An 18,986-nucleotide genomic window follows, 5' to 3' on the forward strand; every position below is an offset into this window, starting at 1 on the left:
AAACTAAACATTCCTGTAATGTCGGTTGACAAGAACATTGTCTGAATGAAGTCCGCGTAAACTGCGGGCTTTTTTAGTTATCGGATCAAGTTCTTGTCATTTTGCGATGACAAGAACTTGATCCGATTCCCGATTCGTGACACGAACATTGTCCGATTGCCAACAAGCAGTTGAACGCCTGCCGCGCAACTTCTTTTAACAGAGTTTGATAAATATGTCCTGCTGGGCGTTGCGAACGGGCAGATTGGTATTATTTACAACGTGATAGAAATATCAATCTGAATGCAGGTCTTCCACATGTTACCAATAATTCGTTAATTGAGGTAACAACAATGAGTTAGGAATTTATGCACTAACGTGTACAATAGCGCAAACCACATCATGAAGCTGCCGCACGAAAATGTTCGGCAGCTTCATTGTGCGAGAGGCAGTTATCAAAAATAAAGCGGTGTTCGAAAAAGGGGATTATTGGGTTAAACCGAATACATATTTTATATTGTAAAAAGCGAGCCAAACGAAAGGAATGATCAAAGCTATGCCGACTTTTGAAACTATGGTCGAATTATTGAAATCTAATATTGCCGAAGAAACACCAGCACCGTACTTACAGGCGACGGCGCTGCTTACCGATCACGGCAACGTATATGTAGCTGTCTGCCGTGACGTATTCGGTTCCGACTGCGGTTACGATAACATGCTCACTTTTATGAAAACTAGGGGCGAAACAAGGATCCTGAAAATGGTCACAATGTGGACAGACGGGGGTATTAACCTCAGTAGTATGAATTTCAGAGAATCAATTTATGAAATGAACAAAGAAAATATTGAGACCGAAATCTTGGTTCTCGGGAGGAAACGTAACGATCCGGAAGATACACCACTCCAGCCTTTCGTCAAGAAGCTGATAAACACACTTAATTCCAGTGTAACGCTCGAATTGTTAAAAGAGAAATATATGGATTGGACCAATGCTAAAAAGGCGTTGGATGCGATGGAAAAGTATATAGAACAGCATGGAATGGACGGCGCTGGCGATGTGCTTCGCGAAGCTGCACCTGAAATCTGGAAGGATATTTACTGGCGGTAAAATCGTTAGCCGCGGCCAACAGCACAGAGGCCATGCCATTAAGCTCCCATGAAAATTAAATCCGCAGTTGCAGAAAAAGACAGCACTAAAGAAGACGCAGCTTATTCGTTTTTTAAAAAGGCGCAGCGCCTGAAATAAAGAATATGGTTATCTTAGAGGAGGATTAGGAGACTTCTGAAATGGTTACAGAATAACCTAAGTTTTCTAGTCGCCGAACGGCATACTTTACAATAGATTGTTGCTTCTGTTTGTCAAAATAATCTTCACCTAAGTCTACATACATTTCGTTACGAGTTAAGAGATAGAAGGCAGTCCTTAACATCGCATGAGCCACATTTATGGCTGCTCGTTTTTTACCTTTTCGTGCAGCTGTACGTCTATACATGGCGCCGAGATAATTCTTTGATGCTGCAACGGAATGGGCTGCTTCAACTAGAGCAGATTTGAGATATTTGTTTCCGTTTTTGGCTTTGGCAGATTTCCTTTTTCCTGCACTTTCGTTATGTCCAGGTACCAGTCCTGCCCATGAACATAAGTGCGCTGCACTGGGAAACTGCTTCTTAACTTCCGTCCCAATTTCCGCGATGATCTGTTCGGCCATTCGCGTGGCGATACCAGGAATCGAATCTAAACGTTCGACGTCGTCATGAAAAGGAGTTACCCGCTTAGCGACTTCTTGATCCAGCAATATGATCTGTTCACTTAAAAAATCAATGTGAGTTAATATGGTCTTAATCATCAGGCGTTGGTGTGGATTTACATAACCTTGAAGAGCAAGTTCGAGCTCATCCTTTTTTTTCTTCATGGTGCGTCTAGCGAAGTTTGCTAGTTTTTCGGGATCATCTTCACCTTCTGCAATGGCATGCAGCATATCACGAGAGGAAACCCCCATAATATCAGAGACAACAGAGCCGAGTTTAATATTAGCTCCTTCCAACACTTTTTGAATGCGATTATGTTGTCTGGCCCTTTCTTTCAATGATGCTTCGACGATACCGAACAAGTTCCCGTAGCTCCCGTTGATTTCGATCTGGAATGAAACTTGCTTTGAGGAGTCCATGACGAAGAAGTTTTGCAATCCATTCCGAATCTTTGACATCTGTTTTACGTCCGGGCAGTGCCTTCATATGCTGGGCATTCACCACTAAAAATTCGATGCCTTCAGCTTCATGCAGATTGACGATAGGCTTCCAAAATACCCCTGTGCTTTCCATCGCAACGTGAGTACATTCACATTGCTTAATCCAGTCAATGAGCTGTAATAGAAAAACCGTTTTCGTTGAAAACGTTCGAATCTCCTTTCCCTTAGACGTTAAAATACATGCTGTAATGTTATCCTTATGAATATCCATACCGCATGCCCGTTCAATGACAACTTCCACCTTAAAAACATCCTCTCTATGGCTAAATCAGAGTAGGATTAATCTCCCATGAGTGCTTCCCGAAAGGGAGCGACAATCTGTGATGCACCGTGATCGTTGGAGTCAGACTAACGGATGGGCTCTAAGGCACCATAGCGTATCGACCTCCCTCTCCCAGCCATAGTAGCAGTATGGACAGACTCTTCCATTTTCATCATCTGTGGTGCAGCGCTTGCGCTGCATGTGTGGCAAACGGGCAGGATACTTCCAATATGTGTTAATATTGAGTTGCACTATGACTTTGCGGTGCGGTAAGAATATATAAATTAGCCGAGATTTGATCCTATTCTAAGGTGGGAAGCTTATGACAGTACAGAAAGCAATACAGTTTATAGAACAGGAACTTTCAAAAACCTTGATTGATTACTATGCATGGTTTGAAGGAAAACCGGAATTACTTAATTTTAAACCTGAAGTAGGTTGGAGCATTGAAGAAATATTAGAACATGTGACATTAACTAACCATTTCTTGTTAATATTGATTCGTAAAGGTAAGAAAAAGGCTAAAGACCTTGCAATTAAGGTAAACCTAAATCAAATTGTTTCTACTTATGAGTACAATTTAGAGGAGCTTGACCAAATTGATAAACATAAATCATTTGTCTGGATACGACCTGAGCATATGGAACCGGTGGGGGATAAAACAATATCAGAAATAAAAAAAATCATGGAAGAACAAATAAATGAGTGCAAAGAAATACTTAGAGAAATACCAAACGGGGAAGGCATTTTATTTAAAACGACGATGACTGTAAACAATCTCGGAAAGATTGATGTTTACCAATATATTTATTTCTTGTGTCAGCATGCCAAACGTCATATTATTCAAATGCAGACCGTACGAGAAGAGTTTAGTAGAAACAAGGTTGACTAGATTAACGTCATTACGCTAACGGAACACGATAGTTGAATAATCAACAGGTCGAGGCTGCAGGCACGAACGGCAGCCTTTCGTTCAATTAACGGGCGGGAGAACGCAAAATGGACAGTTTAACGCAACAAAACTATCATTAGTATAGTTGGCGTGGGATAATATGGCAGTAATATGAGGTGATAATTTTTTGGGAGATTTTATGCGCGGAGTATGGAAAAATGGAGCAGTTAGGAAGTGTATCCTCTTATTCATTGTGGCAGTAGTCGGGATAAGTGGTCTCATAGTTAAAGGTAAGGAAGTATCAGCATGCGATTATAACGGTAATATCACCAAACCAAAGCCGGAATCGAATGTGTTTGTTGGTAAAGTACTTGAGGTTCGAGATGATGGGCGGAGTGGAAAAGATGTTTTTTTAGAAGTTTACAAAGTTGAACAAGGTACCGTAAAAGCGCTAGCTAAAGTATGGACACCATACGCATCTGGTTCCTGCGGCGGTTTTGACTTCAAGGTTGGGGAAATCTATTACGTGATAACAATAGATTCTAAGATATTTACTTCATCGAATGAGGTGTATATTAATACAGCCAGACCATTATTGCCTGAGGAAAAAAGCGACAAGAAAAAATTTGAGGGGCAATCTCTCATAGAAGATTTCCAAAAACGATTAGATGTATCCGTCTCCATTAATGCAGAGGATTTGGTTGTAAATAGACCATATGATTACTTCTATTCTAATAAAGATAACCGGGTTATGGTCCCTTTGACCAAAGCATTTATGAGTAGGTTTGGAATAGAGGTTGCTCTAACAAATGAGAATGACGACAGCGTAACATTAAATTATATGGGGAGAGAGTATACTTATCAGGTTGGACTTAACACCGTACTTATCGGTGAGAGAGAAGTCATTATGGATACCGTTATTGAACGATATGATGGAATTACTTTTATTCCCGCACGACAGGTTGCAGAAATTATCGATGCAAAACTAACTTGGAACAACAAACTCAAAAAATTAAGTTTTTCCTTCTGAAGAGGCTCTAAAAGGTCATATTGATTCACGGGACACGATAGTTCCATGAGGGCCGCCTTCGGGCGGCTCTTCGTTACGCTAACTGGCAGAATAGCGCAACTTCCAACTACTGGAATCGTATAAGTAATTGGTGAGTTTACGACCATACATTTACAATTGAGTATTTTTAAGGAGTGAGAAAATGAGTGTTTACTCGAAACGCATCAGAATAATCATTGTTGGTGTTGTTTTAACCATTTGCGTAGTGGGAGGTACTATGGCGTTTCAAAGCGATGCTAAAAGCACGATTAATCAAAGCCTCACAAATTCTCTCAACTATCCTGAAAATGAACGTGGACAGACATTCGGTTCTGCTGAAGCCACCTCCGTTGAAATGCTACCTGATTTAATCCATGGAGGAAGTGTGAATGGCATTAAAGGATATTTGCTGAAAAAAGATTATCTCGGTGAACCTGGTGGTGTCCCACTTTATGATGTTGATGGAGTAAACATAATTGGTTCTTTGTATATTAGCCCTAAGAATATGAACTATCCTAAAAATAAAAACGGACAGACATACGGTTCTGCCGCAGATGCTACTTCTCCAGAAACGGAACCTGATTTAATTCAAGCAGAAGGTGTGGATGGCACTGTGGGATATGTGCTGAAAAAAGATTTAGACGGTGAGCAACCAAAGACGCCCGAAGAAGCTATAGCTATACAGAACAGTAGACCCCCAGGTGGTTATGACTACCCACTATACGATGTTGATGGTAAAACCGTAATTGGTGTCTTTCATATTGGAGGCAATTGATAAAAAAAATGTCTTTCAATTGTTAAGCTCCCTCGGTACGATAGAGCAATGAACTACACCACGAGGCTGCCGTTGATTGAACGGCAGCCTCGTTACGCATAATGCAAAAGCTTGTTTTTCTTAATATTCCATAAAACAAATAATATTTCACGAATACTTTAGATAACAGGGGAGATGATGTCTTGCGAAAGTTGTCCATATTATTGGCATGCCTTGTAGTTTTCTTTGCAGGGTGTTCAAAAGATACCGACAAAATAGATACTAAAGTTCGTTCTGTTCATACAAATTTAACGAAGCAAAGCGGTTTAGAACATTGGAAATTAGCGTTGGTACCGAAAATCAATTCTCTTGGGCAACAAGGATATGATATTGAATTTCAAAATTCTGGTGATACTTCGGTTAAAAGTGTAACGATATATTATAGAGTTGACACAAAAGTAAAGCTTTCAGGTAAAACGGTAAAAGCTGATTCTCAAACAATGATTTCAAAACTGGATTCGAATGAAAAAATAACTTTATCTGATTTAACATTGCCAATTAATACGCCTGTACAAGTGGAAGTTGATTGGCTAGTAGGGAGCACTATAACTAGAGGAACTGGGACATTCCAAATCACGGAAATTAAGTAGTGAAACAGACTTATTTAAAAGAATCACTAGAAAACGAAAGCATCACATACAGTTCAATGTCATCGTTTTTAACTACCATGAAAATTAAAAGCTGGGAGTCGAAGAAAAGAGCAGCACTAAAGAAGACGCGGCTCTTTGATTTTTTAAAAATATGCAGCGCCTTGGATATTGGTGATCCGTGGATCAGGAGACTTCCGAAATGGTAACGTTGTAGCCTAAGGTTTCGAGTCTTCGAACCGAATTCCGTACAATAGCTCCAAGTTTTTGTTTATCAAAATAATCTTCACCTAAGTCTACATACATTTCTTTTCTTGTCAGCAGATAATAAGCGATTCTCAGCATGGCATGGGCCACAACAACAGCTGCTCTTTTTCTGCCTTTTCGTGCTAATGTTCGTCTGTACATAGCGCCAAGATAGTTTTTTGAAGCACCTACGGAGTGTGCGGCTTCTGTTAATGCAGATTTTAAATATTTGTTTCCTTTCTTTCCTTTAGAGGATTTCCGTTTGCCTGCACTCTCATTATGTCCAGGTACGAGTGCTGCCCAAGAACATAAGTGAGCCGCACTTGGAAACTGTTCTTTAATGTTTGTTCCTATTTCAGCTAAGATTTGTTCAGCCATTCGAGTGGCAATTCCAGGGATAGAGTCTAATCGCTCGATGTCTTCTTGATCTGAAATAACTCTCTGGGCAACCTCTTGATCTAACCTCTCAATTTGTTCGGTGAGGAAGTCAATGTGACCTAAAATGGTTTTAAGCATCATGCGTTGATGAGGATTAACGTAACCTCGAAGAGCGAGCTCAAGTTCATCTTTTTTCTTTTTCATCGTTCGCCGAGCGAAGCTTGCTAATTTCTCCGGATCTTCTTCACCTTCTGCGATGGCGTGAAGCATGTCCTTAGATGAGACACCCATAATATCTGAAACCACAGACCCAAGCTTGATATTTGCTCCTTCTAACACTTTTTGAATCCTATTATGTTGTCTAGCTCGTTCTTCAATGATGCTTCGGCGATAACGAACTAGTTCTCGCAGTTCCCTTTGGTAACGGTTCGGAATGAAGCTTGCCTTTAGCAGCCCATGACGAAGAAGTTGGGCTATCCATTCCGCATCTTTCACATCCGTTTTACGTCCGGGGAGAGCTTTCATATGCTGAGCATTTACAACTAAAAAATCAATATCTTCAGCTTCTAATAGGTTAACTATTGGCTTCCAGAATACGCCTGTACTCTCCATCGCTACGTGGGTACAACCATGCTTTTTAATCCAGTCAATTAATTGGAGTAGAAATACGGTTTTAGTAGAGAACGTTTGAATCTCCTTTCCTTCGGGTGTCATTGTACATGCAGTAATGGAATCCTTATGAACATCCATGCCACATGCGCGCTCAATGAGTATATCCATTGAAATTGTCCTTTCTACGGCTTTGAATATTGGGGACTGGTGCAACAACCAAAATAGGATTAATCTACCATGAGTGCTTCCCGAAGGAGCGACATTCTGTGATGCACCGTGGTCGGTGGACTGTGACTAACGGATGGGCTCTAAGGCACCATAGTTGATCGACCTTCCTCACCCAGCCGTAGTAGAAGTATTGACGGATTTCATCCATTTTCATCCTCTGTGGTGCAGCGCTGGTCTTGCGCTGCATGAATGGCTAACGGGAGACGATAGCTCAATAAAACAACAGAAGGATCCGTCGCGGCGGATCCTTTTACATCTACACAAAATAGGAGATTATGTACAGATGTCCCTATCGACGAGTAGCGTCATTCATTGAGGGACGGGCAGTTATCTGCAAAAAAATATTGGACTCAAGCAGGAAAATATAGGCAATTACACGAATGTAAATAATCAAATAATTTTGTTAAGGGGACGGTTTCTTGACTCTTATTAATAATCGCATTGTTGATCTTTATATTTCGTGTGAAGATGAAAAACGTGCCAAGGATTGGTACTTAATCGTATTAGGGCTATCAGATTTAGTCATGGAAAATGGCAGTAGACTTTTATTGATGGATTGGGGTGAAAACCACAAACCAATAGTTGATGCGGCTGTGTTTAGCCTCCAAGCTCCTGATATTCATAAAGCACACACAGAATTAAAATTAAGAGGTGCTAAAGTTGATGAAGTGGTTGCACAATACGGCGCACAATCCTTTGGGTTTCACGTAATTGATTCTGAAGGAAATGCAATTTTGATTATTGACCAAGCCAGTTAAGGTTAACGAGTTATAAAACTCCCTCGATATGATTTGATTTTCTCACGAAAGCTCGTGTATTCGCAGGATTTCATCCCTTTTAGATTCGGTGATGAAGGAAGAGAGCCAGGACTTGCTATGTTCGAGCCATTAGAAGGCGTGCGGAAAGAGAGGCGGGGGTATCCTCACCCAATTCATTCCATATGCTGCACGTATTCTCCACACAACCCTTAGCGATTGTCGCTCCCATGTCTCAACGGGTCAAATGCCCTTTCATTCCTTCGTTACACCTATCTATGGGGTGGAGGTCGGTCTTTCTAACGGAACGGGTCTTGGCCCTTTTGCGTAACATCTCCCGATACTCCGTGCTTTCTTTGTAATCCTGCGAATACGCCAACTTGCGTGAGGAAGTGGTTCTTACAGACCACTTCCTTACTCATGACTTATATCTCAACCATGGTCGCTTTTGTGAATTAATTTCAAAAATGCGATGATGGCGATGTTGGCTTGTCCGATACGTACAACAAGAGAGGACGTAGAGATAAGCGTATTTGGTTGGCTCAAAGCCGTGAGCGGCACCTAACGTTTAGAAGGAGTGGATGAAACGGAGGAAGAGGTTTCTTTCGTTTTGCGAAGCCAATATTTGAGTTGATCTAGCTTAAAGTGATTGGTGGTACACCATGCTGACATGGTAAGGCCGCTGGATTTGTAATCTGTGATACGCACGATCCATGCTTGACGACGTTGTTTAGTTGCCTTCATTTTCTCATGAATGGATTTAATGTTGAAGGTGGGCTTGGTTTGACGCTTAAGGTTCGAACGTCCAAGTAGACTCTCTTAAGAAAGCAGGAAACATCATGAACATGTATCCTTACTACAGAAGGGCGCTGCTGATCATCGCCGCGTTCGTCATGCTGGCCGGTGCTCCAGGCGGAGCCATAGCGGCAGAGATGGACCCTGGCCCTGCCATACAGTGGGAGCAGCAGGTTAAAGGCATCGCGGCAACGCCGACCATCGATCGCGAAGGGACCCTTTACGTCGCTTCCCACGTGGATTGGAAGGAAGGGTGGCTGACCGCCCTCGAGCCGGACGGCACGATCAGGTTCGAAACTCCGACCGGTCCTGCTTTTTCGCGTCCTGAGGTGGACGAAGAACGCGGCTTGCTCTATGTGTCCGCCGAACGTTTAACGGCGATTCGGTCAGAAGATGGGTCAGCCGCTTGGCAGTTCGAGCTGCCCGGCTCCAAGTTCTCCGCGAAACCGGCCCTTCATCAGGGGGTTATTTATGCCGCCGATAACCATTCCGGTTCGCTGTATGCGATCCACCCTGATGGCAGCCTGCTGTGGGAAGAGCGGCTTACGGATTCGAAGGGCTGGTTCTCTCCGGCTACGTTCGATTCGGAGGGCACGGCGTATCTGGTGCATGCCCGAGAGGTGGCAGGCGATTTTGAAGACGATCCTCAAGCGTATATGGTTACGGAAGGCGGCATTACGGAGTACCGCAAACAGATGTCCACGCTGTATGCGGTAACGAGCGACAGGAAGATCAAGTGGCAGCTGGAGCTGGAAGGACTCGGGGCACTAGAGGAGCCGGTTCTCATCAGTCCGTGGGGCGACCTGGTCTTGGGCCGGGATGCGTTGTACGTCGTCGACAAAGGGGGCAAGTTGAAGTGGACGTCATCCGCTTTTTATGACGGCAATTCAGGTGTGCCGGCCATCTATGACGGGCAGATCTATATGCCGATCGGGAACAGGCTGCATGTGTTCGGTCCAGATGGAGAGATGAGCATGGAGTCTCATGTCGGCGGAATCGCGGAGGGACTCACAAGGGATAGTATCGGAAACGTGTATCTATGGGGAAGGGGAAATGCGATTCTTGCCCTGAACCCGGACGGCAGCGAAAAATGGCGCCATGTTGCGAGTGGCGTGCCGGCTGCTTCGATCGTGGGTACGGACTCCGGAATCATGTATTCCGCCTACTATTCGGATCGAGGCCAAAGTAAGATAATCGCGTTTACTGATCCTTATGCCAAGATTCTCCCCGCACCTCAGCCACCGCAGCGGCCGCTGGAGATCGTAGTCACGCTTGACGGCGTGCCCATGCATCTTGCCAAGGCGCCGCTGCTGAGTCAGGGGTACGTCTTTGTACCTATACGCGAGTTGTTCACCCGGTTGGGAGCCGCCGTTTCATTCGACGCCAAGAAGAAGATCATCATCGCGCGAAAAGGCGACACGACGATGATGTACCGTCTGAGCGATGCATATGCGACCATCAACGGAAATCAGGTTCGCATGGAAGCCGGTTACCGTACGTGGAACAGCCAAGTGTATATGCCGCTTCGATTCGTCAGCGAGGTCTTCGGATATAAGGTCGTTTATGATGCCTCGCTATATGTCGTCAAGATCACAACATGGTAGTGTGAAACGCGCCTGTCCTTGTCCCGGGACAGGCGCGTTTGGTCTTTTCTCGGGACCCTTCATCACTCGAGGATGCAAGGCGACGGTGGCCGCTCGGCAGGTCGTTACCCGCGGCGGCGACGGACGCCCACGGCGACGACACAAATAAGATTATGTTGGCACATTTGTGTCATTTATGTTGGTGGATTTGTGTCCTTAGACAATTGTCGGGTGACAAGAATATTGCCGATGTAGACCACAAATATGATCCGATTGCCGACAAGAGGTTTTAACTTTCTCGATTTTATGCCGTATTGATCATCATGAATAATAAATGAATAGTTGGTTAAAAAGTAATTGGTTCTCAAAGTTTGGAGAAATAATGGGCTAATCATTTTAATTATCAATTTTCTCGCAAACAATATTAAGTGATATTTGAGCGAATAAATGAAGTAATAACATTACAGGAATTTAACGGGACACGAGGGAGTTCAGTACCAAAATGGCTGCCGAGTGGCAGCCATTTATTCTGCTCCCATGAAAATAAAATCCGCAGTTGCAGAAAAAGACAACACTAAAGAAGACGCAGCTTATTCGTTTTTTAAAAGGCACAGCGCCTGAAATAAAGAATATGGTTATCTTAGAGGAGGATTAGGAGACTTCTGAAATGGTTACAGAGTAACCTAAGTTTTCTAGTCGCCGAACGGCATACTTTACAAGAGATTGTTGCTTCTGTTTGTCAAAATAATCTTCACCTAAGTCTACATACATTTCGTTACGAGTTAAGAGATAGAAGGCAATTCTTAACATCGCATGAGCCACATTTATGGCTGCTCGTTTTTTACCTTTTCGTGCAGCTGTACGTCTATACATGGCGCCGAGATAATTCTTTGACGCTGCAACGGAATGCGCTGCTTCGCTTCCAAAATACCCCTGTGCTTTCCATCGCAACGTGCGTGCATTCACATTGCTTAATCCAGTCAATGAGCTGTAATAGAAAAACCGTTTTCGTTGAAAACGTTCAGGTCCCTGTTGATTCAGATCAGGAGAGAAATGGTAGTATCTGACTCGATTCTGAGTTCTTAGCTTGATGGGCATGGGGTATTACCCCTAATTGGTCAGCGGGACCCTTGAATGACCTTGAGTAAGCTGGCACAGGTGGCGAAATGGGTTGGATAGCTTTCATTGGACAGCGCGGCCGGCAAAGCCGATGCGCCTACAACGAAAGCCGTTACCTATGAATAGCGGCTTTTCACCTGTTTTTTGGAATATATGCAACATTTATGATCCTCAATCGTCTAATTGTTGATTGACCCATCATTCATAAATTCAGAATTATATTGGACAGGAGGCTATATCCTTGCTTCGTAATTCACGACGGCTTATTCTAACATGCATTACTGCATTAGTTATCACTTTATTTCATCCATCATCCGGTTCATCTGAGGTTCATGCCGCAACCAAAGCTTCAGTATCTGAAAGCATCAAGGTTACCTTTAACGGGAGCGAATATAAACCGAAGACCGCTCCATTCGTCAGCGACGGGTCTGTGTACCTGCCGGTAAGAGATATGGGGGAGCTGCTCGGAACCATGGTCGCCTGGATTTCATCAGCCAAAACGGTGACGATGAACTATCCTGAGCTGACCGTGAAACTTGTTTACGGCTCGAAGAATGCAGCGGTCAACGGCAAAACGGTCGAATTGACGGCGCCACTGCTCATGGTCGAAGGCAGAATTTTTGTGCCGCTGCGGTTCTTCTCCGAGGCTACCGGTGCAGACGTGAAATGGGAACCATCGCTGAAGACGGTCAGCATTATACGGGTCGATGATTTCATCAAACCACAGGTTTGGAGCGGCATTTGGTTGAATCGAAAAACCGGCGATCTTTATACTGCCCGGGATGAGCAATCCCCAGCTGTTTTTAACGGGAAGCTGGATGCCTCCATCAAAGGCAGCGTTTCCGTCAATGCAGGGGGGATCGGTTCGGTTCTCACTATTGTTGACAATTACGGCGAACCTCAAGTTCAGTACGACGCATACGGTATTCTCATTCAAAACAATAAGATCGTCAGTCAGAAGAAAGCGAGCTACTTCCAGCGTTATGAGGAAAATGTGAGTTATTTTCAAGTCTATAATCCAAAAGGATGGCTCCTGTATTCGGTGCTGACCGATGGCAAGATAGTGACCGTATTCAATGAGCAGGGCAAAGCTGTCAAGGAATATGATCTGCCCGCGCTTGCAGGCAAGGATGAGGTTTATTCCGTACTTATGATCGGCGAGGATTATTTAGTCGTTCGGCCGAACCGGACCGGACTCCTCACCTTGATCGACCTTAAAGACAATACAACGGTGGTACTTGCCGACAAGCTTCTCTCCGGAAAAGATTTGGAATATGCCCGCAGCAACGATGTTCCCTATCACGGGGACGAGTTGGAATTCGCCGGCGATATGGGGCATGGCACACTGAGTTTCTCTTACGATAGTCCGGTCGACAACAAGAAAGACAACAATGTCTTTTTGTCTTATGATCGGCCATCCTACGAGGAAGAGAGGAATGCATTGCCCAAAAATCGCAGTGTCAGCGAATTGGCTTCCGGATGCAAGCAGGAGACCATAAAATCAGTGGTTATGCAGGACGGGGATCTCCTATATATCCCTCTTATTGGAGACAACAAAGAGGACGGAAAATCCATTAACACCGTCTGCGGCATTTTGAAAAAATTCGCATCCAAGGGCGTAGAGGAGACAACAGGCCCCCCTGTAATAACAGAAGGTTTTTTTCATGGCATGGAAATCAGTTTCACTGAAGGCGACGCTTTGCAATTGTATGCCGTTTCTAAAGGATTGGCCATCGATCTTGAAGGCAATAAACGTCTCGTTCTGAACGACAGCCAAGCTAACCGTGATTTTGAAAATCTGAAAGTTCAACCCCCTCGTATATCGGTCGGGCCCAATCCGGCCCGTATTGGAGAGACGCTTCATATCACAGGCGCAAATGTTGAATATTGGAGTGAATCAAGCGTAGTATCCGTCTACTGGATGCCGACCGACAGCTACTCCAACACGGATAAAAAATCGCTTCTTATCTACACAGGGACGGCGAAGTTCGGCCGCTATGATATCAAATTCAAAATGCCGGCTTCAGGGAAAGCTTCAGACGGTACAATGAAAAATATCCCATTGGGCAAAGGCAGGATTAGCGTATATGATTCGTCTACGATCGAGCTGCTCCCTGCGGCAGCTTCATCGGAGAAAACAGGAAAATAGTTGGGGGCGCCCGTCAAACCGGGCGCTTTTTTTGTGTCCCAGTTGCTACGCTTAAACGGGTGGTATTAATTGTAAGATAGAGGAGATTCGCATAAATGCCCTCACTTCGAGATAGACCCGTGTATTACGAGGTTTCCGGGAGTAATCAGGGTAAATAGTTTCCGAATAATGACCGTGACAACAACTTTATTCCACTAAACCCAAAGAAGCCGCGATTTACACTCACGTGACAGGTCGTCCGATGTCGGATGACAAGAACATTAGCCGAATGAAGTCTACTTGAATTGCGGACTTTATTTATTATCGGATTAAGTTCTTGTCATTTGTCAATGTCAAGAACATTGTCCGATTGCCGACGAGCTTTGCCGGTAGGCAGCCTGTTTAACGAACGGGAAAGAAAGTTAAAAAAAGGAAAATTACGATGAACCGTGTCAACACCTTAACATTGGTTGTTCGCTACACGGGGGCTCGTTCATTTTCAATCCAGATGGGACATTCGAAACAAGTTCAGATGAAGATGCTTTGATTTTCTTCTTAGGTGAAAGAGTAAGCATTGGTAGATTAACGGCTAAGTGCAATGAAGAGGATTTTGATAATGTTATAAGTGTAAATTTGAAGGGAACTTGGTTATGTATGAAACATGAAATACAAGCAATGACTCTGCAAGGAGGTGGAATCATTATTAATACTGCTTCAATTGCTGGACTAATTGGTCTTAAACACCACGCTGCATACGTTGCTAGCAAACCCGGTATCATTGGTCTAACGAAGACGGCAGCAGTTGAGTATGCATCAAAAGGGATACGCGTTAATGCCGTTTGTCCAGGTACAATACATACGGCTTGGGTTGGAAGAGTCACAGATAAATTAAATAAAGCCCATCCAATCGGGAGGACTGGTACGCCTCAAGAGGTTTTGTTCGAGCCGGACGGATCGGATGAGGATGTGCTTCTGAGAGAGGGCGCTGCTGGACAATTACCTGGAAAGCGGTCAGCAGGAGGCCTTCCGTCAGATGGTCGCCGAAATTTTCGATTGAAAAAATTATGCAACTACTTAACTTATGAATGAAAGAAGGTATAGAAAATGATACGAGAAATTGAAGAGCAATTCACTGAAGAGATCCTTACCGAAGCAATAAAGCGATTTGACATTAATAATGACACTGTTCGTTCATTGGGCGGTTATGAAAGCTTTGTTTATGAATACCAGAAAAACAACGCATTTTTCATATTAAAAATCTCACATACAATTAGAAGATCAAGATATAATATACGGGGTGAAATTGAATTTTTAAATTTTTTGTCGAATAAAGGACTGGCAGTTTCAAATGCTGTTCCATCGACCAGGGGTAATATGGTTGAAGAAATTGCTGCAGAAAATGGTTCGTTCCTAGCCATTTCATACGAAATGTCTCTTGGAAAAGAAGTGTCGGATGAAGATTGGAATGAATCGCTTTACGAAAAATGGGGCGAATTTCTGGGGAAAATCCATCATGCCACAAAGGGTTATGAATGGAGTAATCCGGCGTTTAAACGACACGCCTGGGACCAAGAAGTTCAATTAAAGGCGGAGAAATACCTGCGACCTGATGATGTAATGATTTCAATTCTAAAAGAAAGATTAACAAAACTTACTTCTCTGCCCAAGTCCAAAGATACATACGGTTTGACTCATACTGATTTTCATCAAAGTAATTTTTATCTGCATAACGGAGACATTTATTTGTTCGATTTTGATGATTGCGGTTATACGTATTTCGTAAACGATATTGGGATTACATTGTATTATGCACTTTCTTATCCGTTTAAGGAATTTGAAAATAAAACGGAATATTATAAATTGTTTTTCCGCCATTTTATGAAAGGATATCTGAAGGAAAATACAATCCAAGAAGAAGAAATAGTATATTTACAAGATTCTATTAAACTTCGTCATGCATTGCTGTATATTTATTTTCATCAAGCAAACGATGTGTCAAATTTGGATGAAGAATCAATGAACTGGTTAAAAGAGCTTCAACGAGTAGCCGCTTCTGATGACCCTATGCTGCCGATTGATTTTGTTCAAGAATTTAAAAGCATTTATAATAGTATTCATTAACCTGGGAGCATCGCATTTTACTAACGTGCTCGCGGCTGTAATCGAACTGGAAAAGGGTACAAGAACCGAATTATAAATGCTACAATTGTCGGGTGATATCAAGTTCTTGTCATCCGACACAAGCAGTATGCGTATAGACCAGAGAACGTACACAAACATGAATGATAAATCCGGCAATCGAAGAGGGTTTGACATCGCTTGGCCTTTCCGTTGGCGGTACCGGAGCACAGTATTCAAAGAAAAAGCAATTCGGATTAAATCCGAATTGCTTTTTTACTGCAAGAAAGGGAACTTATAAAAAAACAGAACGAAAATCGAGCTACATGGTGTATGACACTTGGTGTATGACACTAAATGATGTCCAATGACACAAAACAACCCCCAATTCACTTCCAGAATTTACTGGACTTATCAGTGAATTGGGGGTATATTTGTGTCAAGAAAAAATGACACAAATATACCCCCGAATTAAGAGTTTGTCACAATACTTACCTCAAATAAGGAGTTTTCTTACCACTGATCAGCGGCGGCAATGAACGATTTATGAAAAATGAGGTGAAAGCGTGTACACACCAATCCCCATGAAGCGCAGCACTCGATACGGTAATAATTATTGGGAAGCATTCAGCATCAAAATGAACCGCGATGTGCGGTTTTTTAGCGATCTGGAATATGATCATTGGATTCTCGTTGAAGCTGATTCGGATATTGTTGCCTTCTGTGAACAACCCAAGCGAATACAAGTCGAATGGCAAGGAGACTTAGTAGAATCCATCTTTGACATGTGGATTCAGTGTATGAACGGAACGGAGTGCTTCTTGGAAGTGAAATATGCTTCTGAACTTGACCCTAAAGACAAAAGATTTTCACCAAGATCTTATAAACAAACGAATGCTCAAGCAAAATGGTGCCAAGAAAATGGGTTCAATCATCTCATTCGAACCGATAAAGACATTCGATCCAACTTGATTTATTTGAATAATTTGAAAACTATTATCCCTTACATTCAACAACGCCCTGTTCTTGTGGAAACCGTCCAATATCAAATCATGAAAGTTCTAAGCAAGACCTCCAAAACCACGATAGATGAAATTGAACAAGCGCTTCCGGTTCTTGGTCGTCAACGGATACGGGAAACTGTGTATCAGCTGATTTATCGGGGAATGATTGACTCTACAATCACTCACAAACCATTAGATTCAAAAACAGAGGTGTGGAGCAATGCCTAAAAAAAGATGGATTGAGAATGAGAAAATTGATCCGGCACATTTAGATACATCACTCTGGCCGATTGTTCATGAAGATAAATTGGATTCTAATGACAAAGAGACTTTTTTTGCGAGAAAAAAGGCTATCGACATGTATATGAAGAATGAGCGCCCACTCCATGAAATTAGCGCCGGTACACTCATTGACAGGAAAGATATATTGGCATTTGTGAAGAGATGCCTTTCTTACGATAACCAAGGTAGAATCTGGGGTTATAGAGCACTTATTCCCCGGAAACGATTAAAACAATATGAACGCAAGTCTCTACCTATATTATCAACGCAGGACGAGCTATCCAAAATGACAGGCGCTTTTACATTACTATTAAAGCAGTATCCTACCGTTAAAGAAACGATTGACAATTTGTATTTGGGTAGAAATACAAAACGAGAAGTACGATCGCCTAGAATTAGTGTGAAAGATCTACATGTTAAATTCTTGGAAGCCTGTACCAAGGCGGGTATTACATCCAGCGAATATCCATTTATAAGTGGAGATTTAGGAAAACGATCGTTATATCGTTATGTTGATATTCTTGAACAATGGCACTTTGGCGAAGCCGCTAAACGCTACGGTGAGAATGCAAGTCAAAAAGCAAGACATACAGGAATAGGCGCTCCGAATGCCCCTTCGCCAGTTAGACCTTTGGAACGTGTTCAATTTGACGGACATCGAATAGATTGTTCAATTGCCATTGTGTTCCACACGCCAGAAGGCGACGAAATTGTGGAAGTGATGGATCGCCTTTGGTTACTCTGCATCATTGATGTTGCGACAAGAATCATCTTGGGTCACTATCTTAGCTTTAATAAGGAGTATTCCGCTAGCGATGTACTGCATTGCATTAAAAAAGCTGTCATGCCCAAGGAAGTGCTTCAATTATCAATCCCAGGATTAACTTATCATCCGAATGGCGGCTTTGCATCAAGGCTGTTTCCTGAAATGGAATGGGCTTTGTGGGATGAATTTCATCTGGATAATGGAAAATCTAATTTAGCGAATCAAGTCAGAGATCGACTTAAACGAACCATAGGCTGCGCGGTTAATGCTGGTCCTGTGGCATTGCCAATGAGAAGAGGAATAATTGAAAGGTTCTTCGAAACGTTAGAAGAAAATGGGTTCCATCGTCTCGTAAACACAACCGGTAGCAACCCTAGAGATCCACGACGACAAGATCCGGAGAAAAAAGCAGTGAAATATCGAATTACCGCTGAGCACATAGAAGAACTGACAGATGTACTCATATCCAACTACAACGGAACGAAACATGAAGGAATAAATCTTTTGACTCCGCTGCAATGTTTAGAACAGCGTTTAAACAGAGGTTTGCTTCCACGAGTTATGACTGAGGAAAAAAGACAGGAAATCGCTTTTCTTTCTCTCGCTGCAAATCGAGTTGTTCAAGGAAACATTAGCCAAGGAAAGCGCCCTTTTATTTACTACGAGGGGACTGAGTATCGTAACGAAGTATTATCACGAAGTCCTGAACTTATTGGCACCCAATTAGATCTACTGGTGAATATCGACGATCTCCGAGTAATTAGAGCATTTTTGCCTGATGGCAGTGAGTTTGGCGTACTTACGGCCAATGGAAAATGGGGTATTACGCCGCATTCACTTCAAGTTAGAAAACAAATAAACAAATTAAGAAAGTTGAAAATACTGCATTTCACCAATTACGACGATCCAATTGAATGTTATCACAGATATTTGCAAGAACAGGCTAAAACGAGTCGATCGGATCGTAATCGCTTAGCCGCACTTCAACGAAGTAGAAAAAAGCAGAAAGAAAAAGTGGACTCCAAAGAGATTCTTCCAGATGATACTCAGAGCAAAAATGTTGTTCCATTAGTTGAAGCATCCACTAAAAAGAGTATGAATATAGATCGAAAACGGTTTAGGACCATTACTTATTAACGGA

General features: G+C 42.8%; 15 protein-coding genes and 1 pseudogene. 12 read left to right on the top strand and 4 right to left on the bottom strand.

What is annotated here, in order from left to right:
* Positions 1–553 precede the first annotated feature (553 nt).
* On the top strand, positions 554–1,087 hold the full coding sequence (locus tag EKN16_RS07795) for a hypothetical protein (protein WP_221226935.1): 534 nt from the start codon (positions 554–556) through the stop codon (positions 1,085–1,087).
* Between the two features lie 163 nt (positions 1,088–1,250).
* On the opposite strand, the pseudogene EKN16_RS07800 reads toward EKN16_RS07795, so the two are convergent.
* Positions 1,251–2,469, bottom strand: a pseudogene (locus EKN16_RS07800) (IS110 family RNA-guided transposase).
* Between the two features lie 343 nt (positions 2,470–2,812).
* Between EKN16_RS07800 and EKN16_RS07805 the strand changes: the two are divergent.
* The 4 genes from EKN16_RS07805 (at position 2,813) to EKN16_RS07820 (ending at position 5,834) form a co-directional block, all read left to right on the top strand.
* Positions 2,813–3,382 carry a DinB family protein gene (locus EKN16_RS07805; RefSeq protein WP_125655167.1) on the top strand — a complete coding sequence of 190 codons (570 nt, stop codon included), beginning with the start codon at positions 2,813–2,815 and terminating at the stop codon, positions 3,380–3,382.
* 187 nt (positions 3,383–3,569) lie between these two features.
* A complete protein-coding gene (locus tag EKN16_RS07810) occupies positions 3,570–4,412 on the top strand; it encodes a copper amine oxidase N-terminal domain-containing protein (protein WP_125655169.1) in 843 nt (280 codons plus the stop codon).
* A gap of 181 nt (positions 4,413–4,593) precedes the next feature.
* Positions 4,594–5,205 (top strand): hypothetical protein, encoded by a 612-nt coding sequence (locus EKN16_RS07815; protein WP_125655171.1) that lies wholly within the window; start codon positions 4,594–4,596, stop codon positions 5,203–5,205.
* Between the two features lie 182 nt (positions 5,206–5,387).
* On the top strand, positions 5,388–5,834 hold the full coding sequence (locus tag EKN16_RS07820) for a hypothetical protein (RefSeq protein WP_125655173.1): 447 nt from the start codon (positions 5,388–5,390) through the stop codon (positions 5,832–5,834).
* Between the two features lie 183 nt (positions 5,835–6,017).
* On the opposite strand, the gene EKN16_RS07825 is transcribed toward EKN16_RS07820, so the two are convergent.
* The gene (locus EKN16_RS07825; protein ID WP_125655175.1) at positions 6,018–7,235 is read right to left on the bottom strand and encodes an IS110 family RNA-guided transposase; all 1,218 of its coding nucleotides are present in this window, start codon (positions 7,233–7,235) and stop codon (positions 6,018–6,020) included.
* 479 nt (positions 7,236–7,714) lie between these two features.
* On the opposite strand from EKN16_RS07825, the gene EKN16_RS07830 reads away from it, so the two are divergent.
* Positions 7,715–8,053, top strand: a complete 339-nt coding sequence (locus EKN16_RS07830) for a VOC family protein (RefSeq protein ID WP_125655177.1) — start codon at positions 7,715–7,717, stop codon at positions 8,051–8,053.
* Between the two features lie 558 nt (positions 8,054–8,611).
* Here the strand turns inward: EKN16_RS07830 and tnpA are convergent.
* Positions 8,612–8,794 carry an IS66 family insertion sequence element accessory protein TnpA gene (gene tnpA, locus EKN16_RS33705; protein ID WP_260182949.1) on the bottom strand — a complete coding sequence of 61 codons (183 nt, stop codon included), beginning with the start codon at positions 8,792–8,794 and terminating at the stop codon, positions 8,612–8,614.
* Positions 8,795–8,889: 95 nt separating this feature from the next.
* On the opposite strand from tnpA, the gene EKN16_RS07840 reads away from it, so the two are divergent.
* A complete protein-coding gene (locus tag EKN16_RS07840) occupies positions 8,890–10,449 on the top strand; it encodes a stalk domain-containing protein (protein ID WP_125655179.1) in 1,560 nt (519 codons plus the stop codon).
* Between the two features lie 630 nt (positions 10,450–11,079).
* Here EKN16_RS07840 and EKN16_RS32630 read toward each other — a convergent pair.
* Positions 11,080–11,526, bottom strand: a complete 447-nt coding sequence (locus tag EKN16_RS32630; RefSeq protein WP_179955596.1) for a hypothetical protein — start codon at positions 11,524–11,526, stop codon at positions 11,080–11,082.
* Positions 11,527–11,788: 262 nt separating this feature from the next.
* Here EKN16_RS32630 and EKN16_RS07850 point away from each other — a divergent pair, with 262 nt between their 5' ends.
* The 5 genes from EKN16_RS07850 (at position 11,789) to EKN16_RS07870 (ending at position 18,982) form a co-directional block, all read left to right on the top strand.
* Complete coding sequence (locus tag EKN16_RS07850; RefSeq protein ID WP_125655181.1) at positions 11,789–13,696, top strand: copper amine oxidase N-terminal domain-containing protein; 1,908 nt, start codon at positions 11,789–11,791, stop codon at positions 13,694–13,696.
* Between the two features lie 522 nt (positions 13,697–14,218).
* Positions 14,219–14,764: an SDR family oxidoreductase gene (locus tag EKN16_RS07855; RefSeq protein WP_197719126.1), complete on the top strand. Its 546-nt coding sequence runs from the start codon at positions 14,219–14,221 to the stop codon at positions 14,762–14,764.
* A 15-nt stretch (positions 14,765–14,779) separates the two neighbouring features.
* A complete protein-coding gene (locus EKN16_RS07860; protein ID WP_125655185.1) occupies positions 14,780–15,796 on the top strand; it encodes a phosphotransferase enzyme family protein in 1,017 nt (338 codons plus the stop codon).
* Positions 15,797–16,377: 581 nt separating this feature from the next.
* Positions 16,378–17,025 (top strand): TnsA endonuclease N-terminal domain-containing protein, encoded by a 648-nt coding sequence (locus EKN16_RS07865; RefSeq protein ID WP_125655187.1) that lies wholly within the window; start codon positions 16,378–16,380, stop codon positions 17,023–17,025.
* Positions 17,018–18,982, top strand: coding sequence for a TnsB C-terminal domain-containing protein (locus EKN16_RS07870; protein WP_125655189.1), 1,965 nt, complete (start codon positions 17,018–17,020; stop codon positions 18,980–18,982). Before EKN16_RS07865 ends, EKN16_RS07870 begins: the two co-directional genes overlap by 8 nt.
* Positions 18,983–18,986 lie beyond the last annotated feature (4 nt).

Source organism: Paenibacillus baekrokdamisoli (genome assembly GCF_003945345.1).
Classification (GTDB): domain Bacteria; phylum Bacillota; class Bacilli; order Paenibacillales; family Paenibacillaceae; genus Paenibacillus_Z; species Paenibacillus_Z baekrokdamisoli.